Source organism: Kitasatospora sp. NPDC085464 (assembly GCF_044541955.1).
Taxonomy (GTDB): domain Bacteria; phylum Actinomycetota; class Actinomycetes; order Streptomycetales; family Streptomycetaceae; genus Kitasatospora.
Window position 1 is genome coordinate 170,131 of the sequence record NZ_JBITTM010000010.1, and the last position, 15,396, is coordinate 185,526.

The 15,396-nt window shown below is 74.0% G+C and carries 15 protein-coding genes; 9 read left to right on the top strand and 6 right to left on the bottom strand.

The window, feature by feature from the left end:
* Positions 1-58: 58 nt before the first annotated feature.
* Complete coding sequence (gene metF / locus ACIGG8_RS11490) at positions 59-1,027, bottom strand: methylenetetrahydrofolate reductase [NAD(P)H] (protein ID WP_396547233.1); 969 nt, start codon at positions 1,025-1,027, stop codon at positions 59-61.
* A gap of 244 nt (positions 1,028-1,271) precedes the next feature.
* Here metF and ACIGG8_RS11495 point away from each other — a divergent pair, with 244 nt between their 5' ends.
* The 3 genes from ACIGG8_RS11495 (at position 1,272) to ACIGG8_RS11505 (ending at position 2,465) form a co-directional block, all read left to right on the top strand.
* Entirely contained in the window at positions 1,272-1,598 is a 327-nt protein-coding gene (locus tag ACIGG8_RS11495) for a heavy-metal-associated domain-containing protein (protein WP_396547235.1), read from the top strand.
* A 114-nt stretch (positions 1,599-1,712) separates the two neighbouring features.
* Entirely contained in the window at positions 1,713-1,994 is a 282-nt protein-coding gene (locus ACIGG8_RS11500) for a metal-sensitive transcriptional regulator (protein WP_350521159.1), read from the top strand.
* Positions 1,995-2,171: 177 nt separating this feature from the next.
* Positions 2,172-2,465 carry a hypothetical protein gene (locus tag ACIGG8_RS11505; protein ID WP_396547237.1) on the top strand — a complete coding sequence of 98 codons (294 nt, stop codon included), beginning with the start codon at positions 2,172-2,174 and terminating at the stop codon, positions 2,463-2,465.
* 73 nt (positions 2,466-2,538) lie between these two features.
* On the opposite strand, the gene ACIGG8_RS11510 is transcribed toward ACIGG8_RS11505, so the two are convergent.
* Complete coding sequence (locus ACIGG8_RS11510; RefSeq protein ID WP_396547238.1) at positions 2,539-3,081, bottom strand: MOSC domain-containing protein; 543 nt, start codon at positions 3,079-3,081, stop codon at positions 2,539-2,541.
* A 125-nt stretch (positions 3,082-3,206) separates the two neighbouring features.
* A complete protein-coding gene (locus ACIGG8_RS11515; protein WP_396547240.1) occupies positions 3,207-3,851 on the bottom strand; it encodes a TetR/AcrR family transcriptional regulator in 645 nt (214 codons plus the stop codon).
* Positions 3,852-3,991: 140 nt separating this feature from the next.
* On the opposite strand from ACIGG8_RS11515, the gene ACIGG8_RS11520 reads away from it, so the two are divergent.
* Entirely contained in the window at positions 3,992-5,677 is a 1,686-nt protein-coding gene (locus ACIGG8_RS11520; RefSeq protein WP_396547241.1) for an FAD-dependent monooxygenase, read from the top strand.
* On the opposite strand, the gene ACIGG8_RS11525 is transcribed toward ACIGG8_RS11520, so the two are convergent.
* Positions 5,659-6,087, bottom strand: a complete 429-nt coding sequence (locus ACIGG8_RS11525) for a DUF4345 domain-containing protein (RefSeq protein WP_396547242.1) — start codon at positions 6,085-6,087, stop codon at positions 5,659-5,661. The genes ACIGG8_RS11520 and ACIGG8_RS11525 overlap by 19 nt on opposite strands.
* A gap of 147 nt (positions 6,088-6,234) precedes the next feature.
* Here ACIGG8_RS11525 and ACIGG8_RS11530 point away from each other — a divergent pair, with 147 nt between their 5' ends.
* Both ACIGG8_RS11530 and ACIGG8_RS11535 read left to right on the top strand, forming a co-directional pair.
* The gene (locus ACIGG8_RS11530) at positions 6,235-6,873 is read left to right on the top strand and encodes a TetR/AcrR family transcriptional regulator (protein WP_396547243.1); all 639 of its coding nucleotides are present in this window, start codon (positions 6,235-6,237) and stop codon (positions 6,871-6,873) included.
* 125 nt (positions 6,874-6,998) lie between these two features.
* The gene (locus tag ACIGG8_RS11535; RefSeq protein WP_396547244.1) at positions 6,999-8,312 is read left to right on the top strand and encodes a cytochrome P450; all 1,314 of its coding nucleotides are present in this window, start codon (positions 6,999-7,001) and stop codon (positions 8,310-8,312) included.
* Positions 8,313-8,497: 185 nt separating this feature from the next.
* Here the strand turns inward: ACIGG8_RS11535 and ACIGG8_RS11540 are convergent, their stop codons facing one another.
* Positions 8,498-9,658, bottom strand: coding sequence for a Dyp-type peroxidase (locus ACIGG8_RS11540; protein WP_396547246.1), 1,161 nt, complete (start codon positions 9,656-9,658; stop codon positions 8,498-8,500).
* A 292-nt stretch (positions 9,659-9,950) separates the two neighbouring features.
* Between ACIGG8_RS11540 and ACIGG8_RS11545 the strand changes: the two genes are divergently transcribed.
* The 3 genes from ACIGG8_RS11545 to ACIGG8_RS11555 all read left to right on the top strand — a co-directional run bounded on the left by ACIGG8_RS11545 (position 9,951) and on the right by ACIGG8_RS11555 (position 13,988).
* A complete protein-coding gene (locus tag ACIGG8_RS11545; RefSeq protein ID WP_396547247.1) occupies positions 9,951-11,108 on the top strand; it encodes a right-handed parallel beta-helix repeat-containing protein in 1,158 nt (385 codons plus the stop codon).
* A 350-nt stretch (positions 11,109-11,458) separates the two neighbouring features.
* Complete coding sequence (locus ACIGG8_RS11550) at positions 11,459-12,811, top strand: MFS transporter (RefSeq protein WP_396547248.1); 1,353 nt, start codon at positions 11,459-11,461, stop codon at positions 12,809-12,811.
* Between the two features lie 262 nt (positions 12,812-13,073).
* A complete protein-coding gene (locus ACIGG8_RS11555; protein ID WP_396547250.1) occupies positions 13,074-13,988 on the top strand; it encodes a ribosome-inactivating family protein in 915 nt (304 codons plus the stop codon).
* A 185-nt stretch (positions 13,989-14,173) separates the two neighbouring features.
* Here ACIGG8_RS11555 and ACIGG8_RS11560 read toward each other — a convergent pair whose 3' ends face one another.
* Positions 14,174-15,007, bottom strand: coding sequence for a hypothetical protein (locus ACIGG8_RS11560; RefSeq protein ID WP_396547252.1), 834 nt, complete (start codon positions 15,005-15,007; stop codon positions 14,174-14,176).
* Between the last annotated feature and the right edge of the window lie 389 nt (positions 15,008-15,396).

The window sequence follows — 15,396 nt, forward strand, 5'->3', positions numbered from 1 at the left end:
CGGCCGGGCCTCCGCCCGGGCGTTCCGGCTCCCGGGCGCTGGTCGTGGCGCTCTCCCGTCAGGCAGGACTGCCGATCAGGGGTCGGGCCGCGGGTGCCGGGGCCCGGGACGCCTGCTCCTCCCCCGCCGGCCGGTCGAGCCCGAGGTTGCGGTGGATCTCCAGGGCGGCGGTGGAGCGGTTCAGGGTGATGTAGTGCAGGCCGGGCGCGCCCTCGCTCAGTAGGCGCTCGGCCATCCGGGTGGCGTGGTCGACGCCGATGCGGTGCGCGGCCGCCCGGTCGCCGCGGGCGGCCTCCAGGCGCAGCGCCAGGCCGGCCGGGAAGGACGCCCCGCTGAGCTCGGCGAAGCGGCTGATCTGGCGCACGTCGGTGGCGGGCATGATCTCCGGGATGACCGGGGTCCCGCAGCCCGCCGCGGCCAGCCGGTCCCGCAGCCGCAGGTAGTGCTCGACCTCGAAGAACATCTGGGTGACGGCGTAGTCGGCGCCCGCCCGGCACTTGGCGACGAAGTGCCGGACGTCGTCGTCCCAGTCCGCGGAGCGCGGGTGGCGCTCGGGGAAGGCCGCCACGCCGACGGTGAACGCGCCGCACTGCTTGACCAGCCGGACCAGGTCGACGGCGTGCCGCAGGCCCTGCGGGTGCTGCTCCCAGACGCCGTTGGGGTTGCCGGGCGGGTCGCCGCGCAGGGCGAGCACGTCACGGATCCCGACGTCCGCGTAGCGCCGCAGGACGGCCTGCAGTTCGGCGGTGGAGTGGCCGACGGCGGTCAGGTGGGCGACCGGGCGCAGCGTGGTCTGCGCGGCGATCCGCTCGGTGGTCTCGATGGTGCGGTCGCGCGAGGAGCCGCCGGCACCGTAGGTGACCGAGACGAAGGTCGGCGCGGTCGCCTCCACCCGCCGGATCGCGGCCCACAGGGCGCGCTCGCCGGAGTCGTCCTTGGCGGGGAAGAACTCGAAGGAGTACGTCCGTTCGCCGGCGGCGAGGATCTCGCGCAGGCCGCGCGGGCCGGGTCGGGTGGTCTGGTCCATGGGGTTCACCTCGTGTGGTGGGCGGGGTCGGGACGGCGCCCTCCCACCCTGCCCGACCACCCGCAACAGGGGCGCCACAGCGCGGCGTTGACGTATCCGGGGCGGGTGGAGGCGGCCGCCGAGCAGGGGACCGCTCAATCCCTTTGATACCCTAGGGGGGTATGGTACCTTCTCGCATGAAGGAAGCAGCCGGCCGACCGGGCCACTCCGGAAGGCGCCGGGCACTGACGACAGGAGCACACCCATGAGCGAGACCAGCGAGACCACCCTCACCGTCGAGTCGACCACCGCCGGGGCCTCCTCCTGCTGCGGCTCGTGCAGCACCGGCGCCGACGCGGCACCCGTCGGCGCGGGCCTGACCTCGGCCTTCCAGGTCAAGGGCATGACCTGCGGCCACTGCGTCACCTCGGTCACCGCCGAGCTGAAGAGGATCGAGGGCGTCACCGACGTCGCCGTGGACCTCGTCTCCGGCAGGGTCACCGTCGGCAGCACCCGGCCGCTGGCCGACGCCGACGTGGCCGCCGCCGTCGACGAGGCCGGCTACGACCTGGTCGGCCGCCTCGACGGCTGACTCCCGAGGCCCGGACGGACGGGCAGGCGCCACCGCCCGTCCGGGCCGACTCCCCCGCCGGAGCGCGCCGGTAGAGTGAGCTCCCTCCTCACCGCACAGGAACCGGAGACGGCCATGGCCAGCTACAGCTCCCACAAGGACGACTTCCTCAAGCGGCTCCGCCGCATCGAGGGACAGATCCGCGGCCTGCAGCGCATGGTCGAGCAGGACACCTACTGCATCGACGTCCTCACCCAGGTCTCCGCCGCCAGCCGCGCACTCCAGTCCTTCGCCCTCCAACTCCTGGACGAGCACATCGAGTGCTGCGTCCGCGACGCCATCGCCGAGGGCGGCCAGGAGGCGGGCGTCAAGATCCGCGAGGCCAACCAGGCGATCGCCCGCCTCGTCCGGTCCTGATCCGACCGGCACGACACCCGCTCCGCGCGCGGGGCCCGCGAGAACGGGCCCGGGTGCGGCCGAAACCGATACGGCGAAACCCCGGGAGAGCGGCAGCCGGGTACGGGTAGGGGGTATCCGACGAGATATCCTCGAAGCCCTTCGGGCCTGCGGCGCAGACGAGTTGGGGGATCCGCCATGACGTCGATCGAGTTCGTCCGCCGACTGGACGGTCTGGTCTACCACTTCGACCAGGACGGCACCTTCCACGGCCGGCCGTCGTTCAAGCGGACCGACCTGGACGTCTGGTGCCGCTGGCTGCCCGAGCGCGGCTGGTGCACCGTCGACGCCGCCGGGGTGCCCAACTCCGCGCCGCTGCCCGGGGGAACGGCCGGGGAGCCGTTCCCGCCGCTCTGCGCCTGGCGCAGCTGGAAGGCCGGGAAGTCGTACCTCTACGACCTGCGCCGGGTCGACGGGCAACCGCCGCACTGACGGCCCGCGCGTCCCCTGACGTCCGGTCGTGAACCGTCGCGCCCGGGCACGACCTCAGCCCGGTCGCGGACCTTCAGACCCGGTCGAGCGCCCGGTGCGGCCCGTCCGGCAGTTCGACGGCGATCACGTCGCCGGGCCGGACCGCGCCGCCCGTACGGACGATGCCCATGATCCCGGCCCGGCGGACGATCGTCCCGTCCGTGGCGCGGCCGACGACCTGCTTCAGCAGGCCCGTCCGGTAGTTCTCGATCTGCGCGCACGGGTTGCGCAGGCCGGTGATCTCCACCTCCGCCTCCGCACCGATCCGCAGCAGAGCGCCGACCGGCAGGCCGAGCAGGTCCACGCCCTCGGTGGTGATGTTCTCGCCTAGCGCACCCGGCGCCACGTCGAACCCGGATCCGGCGAGCTCGGTGAGCAGTTCGCGGTGGATCAGGTGGACCTGCCGCAGGTTGGGCAGGGTCGGGTCCTGGGCGACGCGCGAGCGGTGCCTGACCGTCACCCCGGCATGCACGTCGCCCTCCACGCCGAGCCCGGCGAGCAACCTGATGCCGGCCCGGTTCGGCTTGGTGAACGCGTACTCGGCGTTGCTGCTGACCGCCACCACGGTGCCGCTCATGCTTCGGACCCTCCTCGCGGACGCACGTTCGATGGGCTCCGAGCATAGGCCAGGCCTGACGGGTCGGCGGGATCGATGCCCGGCGGGCCCGGAGGGATCGGCGCCCCGGCGGGACCGACGGACCGTCAGTTCCCGGACGGGGCACGCAGCAGCGGCATCACGACCTCGTCCAGCACCTCCGCCACCACGTCGTCGGACGGTACGGCGCCGCCCGTCAGGAAGGCGTCGCGCAGCAGGTCGAGCGGGAGCGAGACGACGCGCGGGGTGATCCGGTCGGGGTTGATCTCGCCCCGGTCGGCCGCGCGGCGCATCATCGCACCCAGGCTGCCGACCGGCCCCTCGGCGGTGAGCCCGCCGGTGAAGCCGGCCCGCAGTTCGGGATCGCGAAGCAGGTCGACCAGGAAGCCGTGGACGGCGTCGGTCGGCAGGTCGTCGAAGCGGTGCAGCAGACTGGCCATGAAGAGTGCGAGGTCGGCGCGCAACTCGCCGGTGTCCGGCGGCTCCTGGTAGTCGGGGGCGTTGCGGCCGAGGGCAGCGATGACCAGGGCGGCCCGGTTCGGCCAGCGGCGGTAGAGCACCGGCTTGCTGGTCCGCGCCCGGGCGGCGACGCCTTCCATGGTGAGCCGGTCGTAACCGTGGTCGGCGAGTTCGGCCCAGACGGCGTCCAGGATCGCCCGTTCCAGCTCGCTCCCGCGCCGCCGTGACGCGCCGGCCGGCCCCGCCGCCGGTCCGGTTGCCGATCCCGATCCCGATCCCGCTCTCTCGCTCACCACCGGGTCCCGCGCCTCCCGCGTCCGTCGCACCCACTCTCGTAGATACGTTGCGTTTCTTATCGATCCGAGTCTACAGTCAGAGACAAGAAACGCGCCGTATCTTATGGCCGGATGGATGGGTACCCAGGGGGTCCGTCATGCACAACGTCACGCCTGCTGTCACGCACAACGCCGCACGCACCACCCCGCACACCACGCACGCCCCGCACACCGCACGCACCACCACGCACGCCGCACGACCCGCCGGCGACACCGGCCGGGCCGAGGTCCTGGTGGTCGGCGCCGGCCCGGTGGGCCTCGCGCTCGCCCTCGGGCTGGCCCGCGCCGGGGTGGACTGCCGCGTCATCGAGCGGGAGCCGCGGTTCCGCGACCGCGGCGTCCGCGGCAAGGGGATCAACCCGCGCACCCTGGAGGTGTTCGACGACCTCGGCGTCGTGGACGCGATCCTCGACCGCGGCACGCTCGACCTCAAGGTCCGTACGTACGAGGGGAGTCGGCTCGTCGGCGAGGTGGACCCGGCACCCGGCAACCGCCCCACCCCCGACCGCCCGTACGCCGGCATGCTGCTGCTCGGCCAGCACCACACCGAGGAGGTGCTGCGCGGACGGCTCGCCGAACTCGGCGTCACCGTCGAGACGGACACCGAACTGGTCGACTTCACCCAGGACGCGGACGGCGTGCTGGCCACCGTCCGGCGCTCCGGCCGGACCGAACGGCTGGACGCCAGCTTCCTGGTCGGCTGCGACGGCGGCCGCAGCTCCGTCCGGAAGCTGACCGGGATCCCCTTCCTCGGCGAGACCTGGGAGGAGGAACGGTTCCTCATGGCCTCGATGGAGGTCGACGGCCTGGACACCGACGCCATGCACATCTGGAACGACCCCCGGCTCGGCGTCGGCGCCCTGGCCATGATCCCGATGCGGGCCGACGCCAACTGGGCGGTGCACGCCTCCGTCGCGCCGGACGAGCACGGCGCGATCCCCGACCCGACCGCGGAGACCTTCCGCCGGCTGTTCGCCGAACGCGCCGCACTGCCCGGGGTCACGCTGCACGAACCGAGCTGGTCCACCGTCTGGCGGCCGACGGTCCGCATGGTCGAGCGCTACCGCGACGGCCGGGTACTGCTCGCCGGCGACGCCGCGCACTGCCACTCCGCGGCGGGCGGCCAGGGCATGAACACCGGCATCCAGGACGCGCACAACCTGAGCTGGAAGCTGGCCGCCGTCCTGCGCGGCGCGCCAGACGCACTGCTCGACAGCTACCAGGACGAGCGCCTGCCCGTCGCCCGCGCCGTCCTCGCCGCCACCTCGGCCCAGCACAAGGCGCTGTTCGGCGCGGACGGCGCCCGCGCACTGACCGACCAGTTCGTCAACCCGGCCGCCGCGGGCTCCGACTTCACCGGACTCTCCGTCGGCTACCGGAGCGGGCCGCTCGGCCGGAACCTCGACGACACCACCGGCGTCCGGGCCGGCGACCGCGCCCCCGACGCGCCCTGCACCACCGCCGACGGCAGGCCGACCCGGCTGTTCGACCTCTTCCGCGGCCCGCACTTCACCCTGCTGACCATCGGCGGGCCCACCGATCCGGCCGGCCCGCCCGCTCCGGTCGACCTGCCCGACCTGCTCGACCTGCGCTCCGTCGAGCTGCGCCGGGCCGCCGTCCTCGACCCCGACGGCCACCTGGCGCGGGCGTACGGGCTGCGCGGCGGCGCCGTCGTCCTCGTCCGGCCGGACGGCTACGTCGCGCTGACCGGCGCCACCGGCGACCCGGGTGCCGCCGACCCGGGCGCCGCCGGGCACCCCTGGGGCTACGCCCCGGTGGCCTGAGCCGGGGCAGAGAGCCGCGACGACGCCTCGGCCCGCGCCTGTTCGTCCGCGTCGGCGAGCCAGAAGTAGACCGGCGCGAGCCCGAGTTCGATCCCCATCAGCACCACCTGGAAGCCGTGCGGCCACCCGTCCACCGCGATGGACAGCACCCGCCCGAGGCCGCCCAGCAGGAACACCGCCGCCAGCCACCGCACCACCCGGGCCGGCACCGGCGCCTGCCGGGCGGCCCAGATCCAGGCGGCGCCGTACCCCGCGAAGATCGCGCCCATGAAGCGGCCGAAGCTGTCGATCGTGGGGCCGGCGTCCGCGGCCCCGGGCACCGCGGCGTTCCCCACCAGGATGTGGAAGAACCCGATCGCCACATCGGCGACCCCCATCGCCCACACGAGCACCCGCAGCGTCTTGGCCATGACCCGTCCACCCGTCGTCGGTCCCGTCGGAGCGCGCCCGCTCGGCGCACGCACTCACCGGCATGCGCCCTCACGACGCACGCCCTAGTTGACACGCGTCTACTAAGCTCGACCACAAGTGGACACGTGTCAAGTAACCTGGCGCGCATGCCAGTCCACGAACGACGCCGCCGGCTCTCCCCCGCCGAGCGGCGCGCCCAGCTGCTCTCCGTCGGCGCCCGGCTCTTCGCCGCCCGCCCGTACGAGGAGGTGCTGATGGAGGAGGTCGCCGAGCAGGCCGGGGTCTCGCGTGCGCTGCTCTACCGTCACTTCCCGAGCAAGCACGACCTGTTCGCCGAGGTCTACCGGCAGGCGGCCGACGAGCTGCTCACCAAGTCCCGGTTCGATCCCGCCGACACCCTGATCGAGCAGCTGGTCGAGGGCATGGACGCCCACCTGGACTACTTCGTCGCCAACCGGCACGCCGTGCTCGCCGCCAACCGCGTCCTGGCCGGGGACCAGGTGATCCAGACGATCATCACCGAGGAGCTCGACGCCCTGCGCGGCCGACTGCTCGGCGTCCTCCCGCTCGCGGACGAGACGGCGCGGCGGGCCGTGTCGCAGATCCTGCGCAGCTGGCTGGTGTTCGTCCGGGTTCTGGTCATCGACTGGCTGACCGAGGAGAGCTGCACCCGCGACGAGCTGCGCGACGCCTGCATCGGCGCCGTCCTGGGCGCGCTGCGGCCGTTCCTGCCCGGCGCGCCGTTCGGGGGCATACCATCGGGCACAACGGGAGAAGCGCCCTAAGCCTCCAAGTCCCCATGAAAATATGACAGTTGGATCGTCCGTTCTCCGACTCCCCACTCCCTTCTCCCGTCGACCAGCCGGCCCGCCCACCCGCCGCCCGCCGCCCGCCGACCCCGAAGGGACCCATGGATTCCCCCGCCGCCACCAGGACCGCCCTCCCCCCGCTCCACCGGCTCCCCGTCTCCCCCGTCCGGCCGCCCCACCCGACCACCCTCCCCGACGGCACCCCCGCCTGGCTGGTCACCCGCTACCACGACGTCCGGCAGGTCCTCGGCGACCCCCGGATCACCCGGGCCGACCTGCACGACGTGGGCACCGCGGGCGCCACCGCCGACGTCGCCGCCAACCCGGCGTCCCTGTTCAACCAGGACGGCCCCGCCCACCGCCGCCTGCGCGCCACCGTCCAGCGGGCCTTCACCCCGCGCGCCATCGCCGGCTGGCAGCCCTGGGTCGCGGCCGCCGTCCAGCAGTCGGTGGACGCGCTGGTCGCGGCAGGCCCGCCCGCCGACCTCGTCGCCGCGTTCACCCGGCCGGTGCCGTTCGCCGTCACCACCCGGCTGATGGGGCTCGACGGCGACGGTCCGGACAGCCTGGACGAGGAACGGCTGCACCGCTGGACCCTCGCGCTGCTCGCCCAGGGCGGCGCCCCGGGCGACGGTTCCGCGGACGGGGACGGCGACGCGAACGGCGACACGAGCGCGGACGACGCCGCGGACGGCGACACGAGCGCGGACGACGCCGCGGACGGCGACCCGGACGCGGACGACGCCGAAGACCACGCCGAAGCCCTCGCCGAGTACGGCGCGTTCACCACCGAGCTGATCGAACGCCGCCGCCGCGAGCCCGGCGACGACCTGGTCAGCCGCCTCGTCCAGGCCGCCGACCACGACGGCGGCATCCCCGAGGAGTCCCTCGTCCACCTCGTCGCCGGCCTCACCGCCAGCGGCAACGAGAGCGTCGCCGGCGCCCTCGGCAACGCCCTCGTCTACCTCCTCGGCGAACGCGCCGAGCACTGGCCCCGCCTCGCCGACCCGGACACCGCTGAGCGGACCGCCGAACGCCTGCTGCACTTCATCCCGCTCGGCGACGACGAGGCCACCATCCGCCGCGCCACCGCCGCGATCGAACTCGGCGGTGCCACCATCCCGGCCGACGCCGTCGTCGCCATCAGCCTCGGCAGCGCCAACCGCGACCCGGACGTCTACCCCGAGGGCCTCGACGCCGGCCTCGACCTCCCCCTCGCCGCGCCCACCCTCGCCTTCAGCGCCGGTCCGCACTACTGCATCGGCGCCTGGCGCGTCCGCCTCGAAATGCGCGAGTCCCTCCGGCGCCTGGCCGCCGCCCTGCCCGGCCTGCGCCTCACCACCCCGGTAGCGGAGCTCGCGTGGCAGCTCGGCAGCACCACCCGGAGCCCGGCACGGATTCCGGTCGACTGGTGAACCGCACCGGGCCGTACCGCCCCGACCGCAGGCGGTACGGCCCGCGCGCGGCACCACGCCCGCGCCAGGCACCCCGCCCGCGGACGGCGGGTACGGCCCGCGGACGGCGGGTACGGCCCGCGGACGGCGGGTACGGGCCCGCGGACGACGGCCCGGCCCGGTACGGCGCTACGGCCCGCGGGCGTTCAGCCGAACAGTCCCGCCCCCAGCACCCCGCCCTCCTCCGCCCCCGGCAGCACGTACACCACCGCCGACGCCGTGTGCTCCAGGAACGGGTTGAGCGCGTCCCGCGCGGCCAGCCGGTTCTGCACCCGGGTGAACTGCGCCGGGTCCCGCACGAAGGCGCAGAACAGCAGGCCCCGGTCGCCCGGCCCGTCGTCGTAGCTGTAGCCGCGCCGCAGCATCCGGGCGCCGCCGTCCAGCCGGGGGCTGGAGAGCCGGACGTGGGCGGTGGCCGGGATGAGGTACGAGCCGTCGGGGTTCTTCGCGTAGATGTCCGGCTCGTCGTGCTCCGCCGAGCCGGTGAGCGGCGCGCCGTCGCCCTCCCGGCGGCCCATCGCCAGGTTCCGGCGGTCAGCGGGGAGGGCGCCGAAGGCCGCGGTGTCCATCCGGATCCGCCGGTAGACCAGGACGGTCCCGTGCCGGTGCGGGCCGGGCGGGCCCCAGACCCACTGCCCGGCGGCCTCCTCGTCCGGGTTCGCGGTGCCGTCCTTGAAGCCGAACAGGTTCCTCGGCGTCGTCCCCGCGGCCGTGCGGGGCAGGAAACCGGACTGCGTCCACCGCACCGACGCGCCCGCCGCCCCGGCCGCCGCGCCGACCTGCTCGGCGACGACGGACAGCGGCCACCGGTCCGCGGCGCACAGCTGGACCAGCAGGTCGCCGCCGCCGCGCGCCGGGTCGAGCCGGTCGCCCGGGAAGGCGGGCAGCTCCGCCAGCACCGGCGCCGGAACGTTCAGCCCCAGCCGGGAGGCGAGCCCCGGCCCGACCCCCACCAGGCTGCTGAGCCGGGCCGGTTCGCCGCCCTGCAGGCGCGCGTCCGCCGACGTGCCGCCGACCGCGTCGGCCAGCACCCGGGTCAGCTCCCCGAGAAGGCCCCGCAGGGCGGTCCGGCCGTCCGAGGTGGCGGCGGGCGGCAGGTCGAAGGCCAGCAGCTGGGTGGCGGGCTGCTGCGGGGCCGTCACTCCGGCCTGCCGCTCGCCGTGGAAGGGAACCGACGGCTCGGGCGGCGGCGCCGCGGCCCGTCCGCCGTCGCCCCCGGGGGCGAGCGCCGTGAGGCCGGCGCCGACCCCCGCACCGACCCCGGCGGCCAGCACCACCCCGCCCGCCAGCAGGGCCCTTCGGTCCACCCCGGGACCGACAGTTCGTGGCCGGTCCTGCGCCTTTCCGGTTTCGGCATGCATGGGCGCCATTGGAGACGATAGAACACGCCTTATGCAACTTTTGACCACACGTCAATTCCACTCCACCACAACCCGGCGCCCCGGAAAGGCGGTCCGGACCCTCCTCCCCGCCCTGCTCGGTGCCGCCGCGCTCGTCATCTCCGGCTGCTCGTCCGGAGGTTCGACCTCGTCCGATGCAAAACACCCGGAAGGAACGGTCGTTCGGGTCCCACAGCACTTCCCGACCGTCCAGCAGGCCGTGGACGTGGCCCGCGAGGGCGACACCGTCCTGGTCGACCCGGGCACGTACCGCGAGAGCGTCCGGATCACCAAGCCCCGGATCGTGCTGCGCGGCACCGACCGCAACACGGTGGTGCTCGACGGCGGCGTGCGCCTCGCCAACGGCGTCACCGTCACCGGGCCGGGCTCGGTGGTCGAGAACCTCACCGTCCACGGCTACCTCGCCAACGGCGTCCTGTTCACCGGCGTCACCGACGAGAAGCTGCAGCAGCGCGGCGCCGGCGGCTCCGCCTACGACCCCCTGGACACCGCCCGCTTCCCGGCCGTCCAGGGCTTCCGGGCGACCCGCGTCACCGCCTACGACAACGGCCTGTACGGCATCTACGCCTTCGACGCGCGCGGCGGCGTCATCGAGGACTCGTACGCCTCCGGGCAGGCCGACTCCGGCATCTACGTCGGGCAGTGCAAGCCCTGCGACACCCTGGTGCGCGGCAACACCGTCGAGCGCAACGCCGTCGGCATCGAACTCACCAACGCCTCCGACGGGTTGACCATCCTCGGCAACAAGGTCACCGGAAACCGGGTCGGCGTCACCGTCAACTCCAACGACCTGGAGGCCCTCGCCCCGCAGCACGGCGCGGTGATCGCGGGCAACGTCGTCACCGACAACAACGCCGCCGACACCCCCGAGCAGGCCGACGGCGGCTTCGGCATCGGCATCGGCATCGGCGGTGGCACGGCGAACCAGGTGCAGCGCAACCTCGTCCGGGGCAACCGCGCCGTCGGCATCGTCATCACCGACCCGCCCGGCCACCCGGCGAGCGGCAACCGCGTCGAGGGCAACCGCGCCACCGGCAACGGCACCGACCTCGCCCTGGCCTCCGTCGACCCGGCCAACTGCTTCAGCGGCAACCAGCCCGCCGTGCAGAGCCCGGAGAACCTGGAGACGGTGGCGGCCTGCGGGGTCCAGGGCCGCGGACCGGTGCCCGCCGGCCGCACCAGCCCGGTCCAGGCGCCGCCCGGCATCCCGTTCAGCCAGGTCCCGGCCCCGCCCGCGCAACCGTCCCTGCCCGACCCGACCGCCCCCGCCCGCCCCGCGACCGACCTCCCGGGGCCGGTCGACCCCGCCGCCTACCCGCTCCCGGACACCGCCGACGCCGTACCCCCTGCCCACTAACGACGGAACCGCCGACCCGCGCCGACCGAGGAGCCCGATGGACCACGGCTGGATCACCGTCCTCATCCTCGGCCCCCGGGGTGGGCGGCCCGGCCGTGCGCCCGGCTGGTGGTGCTCGGCCTGGCACTGGCGGGCGGGCTGGGCTGACCACGCTCGTCAAAGGCGTCTCCGGCCTCGGCTAGCCCGGGGCCGCGGCCGGCCGGGAAGCCCCCCGGGGTCCGCAAACCCGCAGGACAGTCCGGACAGCTCAGGACGTCCCCGACTTCCTTGCCGACACGGTCGGTTCGGGACACCCCGGGCAGTTCGGAATCCGCCCGAACAGTCCTCCGCGGACATGACATACTGCGTCGGTGACCGCAGCAGACCTGGCAGAGAAGCCACCCAAAAGCCGTCCGCGACTGGGCCGGAAGTTCACCCTGTTGTGGTCCGCCTCGGCGATCTCCTCGGTCGGCGACGGCATGCGGGAATCGGCCCTGCCCCTCCTGGCGGTGGCGGTCTCCGACTCGCCCAGCGCGGTCTCGGTGGTCTCCGTCGCCACCTCGCTGCCCTACCTGCTGATGTCCCTGTACGGCGGCGTGCTCGCCGACCGGTCCGACCGGCGGCGGCTGATGTGGACGATCGACGCCCTGCGCGCCGTCGTCGTCCTGGGCTTCGCCGCCTGGGTCTTCGTCGCCGACCCGCCGCTGGTCGCGCTCGCCGCGGTGGCCTTCCTGCTCGGCTGCGGCGAGACGGTCTTCTCCAACGCCGCCACCTCGGTCGTCCCGGAGGTGGTCCGCCCGGACCAGCTCGACGCCGCCAACGGCCGGATGCAGGCCAACATGCTCGTCGGCGGGAACCTGATCGGCCCGCTGCTCGGCTCGGCGCTGTTCGCCGTGGCCGCCGGCTTCCCCTTCACGGTGGACGGCGCCTCCTTCGCGCTCGCCGCCGTCCTGGTCGCCGCGACCGGGCGCTCCACCACCGCCCGGGCCAAGGCCGGCCGCCCGGTGCTCACCGAGATCCGCGAGGGCGTCAACTGGCTGGTCCGCCACCGCGAGGTGCGGATGCTCGCCGTGCTCTCCGCCCTCGGCGCGATGACCTGCTTCATGGGCACCACCATGATGGTCCTGATGGTCACCCGGGTCGTGCACGCCCCCGCCGCCTCGTACGGCATCGTCCTCGCGGCCGGCGCCATCGGCGGCACCGCCGCGAGCACCCTGGCCGGCCGGCTCAGCGGCCTGCTCAACCGGGGCACCAGGATCGCCCTCGCCTTCCTGCTGATGGGCGTCTCGCTGATCCTGATGTCGCTGAGCAACTCGGTGTTCGAGATCGCCGCGCTGTACGGCGTGATCGGCTTCGGCATCGTGACCTGGAACATCCAGGCGATCTCGCTGCGCCAGCAGGCCGTCCCGAAGGAGCTTCTCGGCCGGGTCAACAGCTGCTACATGCTGCTGACCCGACTCGGCATCATGACCGGTGCCGCCCTGAGCGGCTGGATCGCCTCCGTCACCAGCATCCGGACCCCGATCGTGCTGGCCGGCACCCTGCTGCTCGCCCTCCTGGTCGCAGTGCTCTTCCTGCTCCCCCGGATGACGGCGATGGAGACCCCCCGGGTCGAGGCCCCCGCGCCGGAGGCCGCCGACGCCGCAGCCGCCGCCACCGGCACCGCCGCCGCTCCCACCGCTGACGCTCGCACCGCCGACGAGGCCCCGAAGACGGGCGAATGACACCCGCCGGGGGGAAGCGACTCCCCCCGGCGAGGCACGGCAGCCGGACCGGCTGCGAGCGCACGGGGCAGGAAGCCGGGCACCCGCCCGGCCCGCCACGCCCGAGCCGCCCCTTCGCGGCCGTTCGCGCGCAGGTCAAAGGGCGTGCACGACAGGACAAATGCGGCAGCAGGAATGCCCGGATGCTGGATCGGAACGCTGGGACCGCGCCCGGTCGCGGTGACCAGCCCCCTCCGATCACCCGTCATCCGAGAAGGAACCCGTGCTCAAGAAGACCTCCTCCGTGCTGCTGTCGATCTCCGCGGCCACCGCACTCCTCGTCTCCCTGGCGGGCACCGTGTCCGCGGCGACCGCCCCCGCCGTCCACCCGGCCGCGGTGAGCCAGGCGGGCCCGGCTGCGGTGAACCGGGCGGCAGCGCTGGTGAACTGGCCCGTGATCGACTGGGACATCACCAACATCACCGCCGGCGGGGCGGAGCACGCGAACCGCTACTGGAACCTGATCGACGCGATCCACCGCAACAGCTACGGCGATGCGACCGACGCCCCCGACGGGACCCTCCAGCAGACCACCCGGAACACCAACCGGCTGATCCAGGTGCGGGTCAACAACAACGGCTCCCACCTCGTCTCCGTCTACCTGTGGGCCGACAACCTCTATGTCGCGGGCTTCTACTCGCCGAGCGCCAACCAGCACTGGGCCTTCCAGGACGGCCGCCAGCAGCAGTTCCAGAACGACCTGGGCGTGACGGTGCGGCTCATGCCGCGCAACGGCAGCTACCTCAGCCTCAACGGCGGCACCACGCGCGAGAACCTGCACCTCGGCGCCCAGAACATCTTCAACGCGCTCCGGGACCTGAACAACGTCGGGACCTGGGACCAGACCCGCATCGACCGGGGCATGCTGATGGCCATCACCGTCTTTTCCGAGGCCGCCCGGTTCGGGCCGATCTTCAACCGGGTCCACGGAAACATCAGCTCCTGGGCCGACGTCCAACTGAGCGTGGACTACCGCGACATGGAGAACCAGTGGGGCGCGCTCTCCCGGGCCGCCCACAGCTGGCGGCAGGGCCAGTCGGCCTCGGTGCGGCTGATCGGCAACAACGTGACGAACTTCGACCAGCTGCGGCGCGTGGTCGGCTTCGTGGAGCTCCACGGCTCCGAGGCGCTGCTGTAGCGCCCGCCGGGCAGCCGACGTGAGGCCAGCCGACGTGAGGCCGGAACGGCGCCTCGCCCGACCGGGGGTGAGGCGCCGTTCCGGCTTCCACACAACGGTTCTGAGTGCCGGCCAGCAAGATCGACCCTTGCACCGGACCGTACGGGTACCACCGCGGTGCCCCGGCGGGGCACCGCGGCCCGGGCCTAGCGGCCGCTCACGCCCGCCGCCCTCCCGCGCAGGGACACCCCGAAGCGCGTACGCAGCCGGTGCACCTCCCACCAGGCCACCGCGGTGACCGTCGCCGGACCGCCGACGATCGAACACAGCTGCACGGCCGGCGGACCGGGCGGCAGCCCGCCGATCGCCAGGCCGATCAGGGCCAGCTCCCACACCAGCACCCCGGTCAGCACGGGCGGGAACACCGCGTGCACCCGGTCCATCGTGAAGGCCGTGCGGACGACCGTCGGCGAGGCGAACGCCACGAACATCAGCGCCCAGATCGGCACCGCCAGCATCAGGATGTCGAACAGCTGGCCGACGAACAGCACCTGGACCGACCCCTGCACCTTCTGGGCGAGGAAGAGCAGCACCGGCACCGCCGTGCACGCGCCCACGTACCGCAGCGCCATCAGCACCGCCGGCCGCACCTGGGCCCGCATCGCGGGCCGCGCGGCGGGCCCGGCCAGCCGGAACAGCACCCCCACCACCGCCGGCGCCGTCACCAGCACCAGCCACGGCGTGATCACCAGCCGCAGCTCCCACTGGTCGTTGGCCTCGCTCCAGTCCCCGGGCGACCCGTACACCGCCAGCACCGTGAACCCCGCGGCGAGCGCCAGCCACCCCCGTATCCGCTGCACCCGCAGCACCACCGGATCGCTGATCCCCCGCGGCCCGGGCGCCACGAACACCCGCCGCGCCAGCTGCCGCGCCGACCGCGCCATCGGGTAGAGCCCCAGCAACAGCAGGAACGGCCACAGGCAGAACAGCAGGGGGAGCCACACCCACCCGCCGAACGCCCGCCGAGCGGGCGCCACCACCTCCCGCAGGGTGGGCCACTCCTCGCCCCGGAAGCGCTGCCACAACGGAACACGGCCCGGCGGCTGCCACGGCTGCTGCGGCCACGGCGGCCGGCCCTGCCACTGCCACTGCCCCTGCCCCTGCCCCTGCCCCTGCCCCTGCCCCTGACCCTGCCCCTGACCGTATCCCTGTCCGTATCCCGGTCCCTGCCCCGGCCACGAGAAAGGGTCCTGCTCCCCGTACGTCACGCCACTTCCCCCACGCGGTCCCTGCCCCCACCGGACACCCAGTCAACTCCGCAGCCCAGCAGAATACTGCCGCCCGCCGACACCCCGCCCGCCCTTTCCCGCCCGACGGCACCATGGCACCACGAAGCCGTCGACCCACCAACCCCGTGGGGCGCGTGGGT

Coding starts and splice junctions, on each gene's coding strand:
- metF (WP_396547233.1), bottom strand. CDS start 1,027: ATGGACCAGACCACCCGACCCGGCCCGCGCGGCCTGCGCGAGATCCTC.
- ACIGG8_RS11495 (WP_396547235.1), top strand. CDS start 1,272: ATGAGCGAGACCAGCGAGACCACCCTCACCGTCGAGTCGACCACCGCC.
- ACIGG8_RS11500 (WP_350521159.1), top strand. CDS start 1,713: ATGGCCAGCTACAGCTCCCACAAGGACGACTTCCTCAAGCGGCTCCGC.
- ACIGG8_RS11505 (WP_396547237.1), top strand. CDS start 2,172: ATGACGTCGATCGAGTTCGTCCGCCGACTGGACGGTCTGGTCTACCAC.
- ACIGG8_RS11510 (WP_396547238.1), bottom strand. CDS start 3,081: ATGAGCGGCACCGTGGTGGCGGTCAGCAGCAACGCCGAGTACGCGTTC.
- ACIGG8_RS11520 (WP_396547241.1), top strand. CDS start 3,992: ATGCACAACGTCACGCCTGCTGTCACGCACAACGCCGCACGCACCACC.
- ACIGG8_RS11525 (WP_396547242.1), bottom strand. CDS start 6,087: ATGGCCAAGACGCTGCGGGTGCTCGTGTGGGCGATGGGGGTCGCCGAT.
- ACIGG8_RS11530 (WP_396547243.1), top strand. CDS start 6,235: ATGCCAGTCCACGAACGACGCCGCCGGCTCTCCCCCGCCGAGCGGCGC.
- ACIGG8_RS11535 (WP_396547244.1), top strand. CDS start 6,999: ATGGATTCCCCCGCCGCCACCAGGACCGCCCTCCCCCCGCTCCACCGG.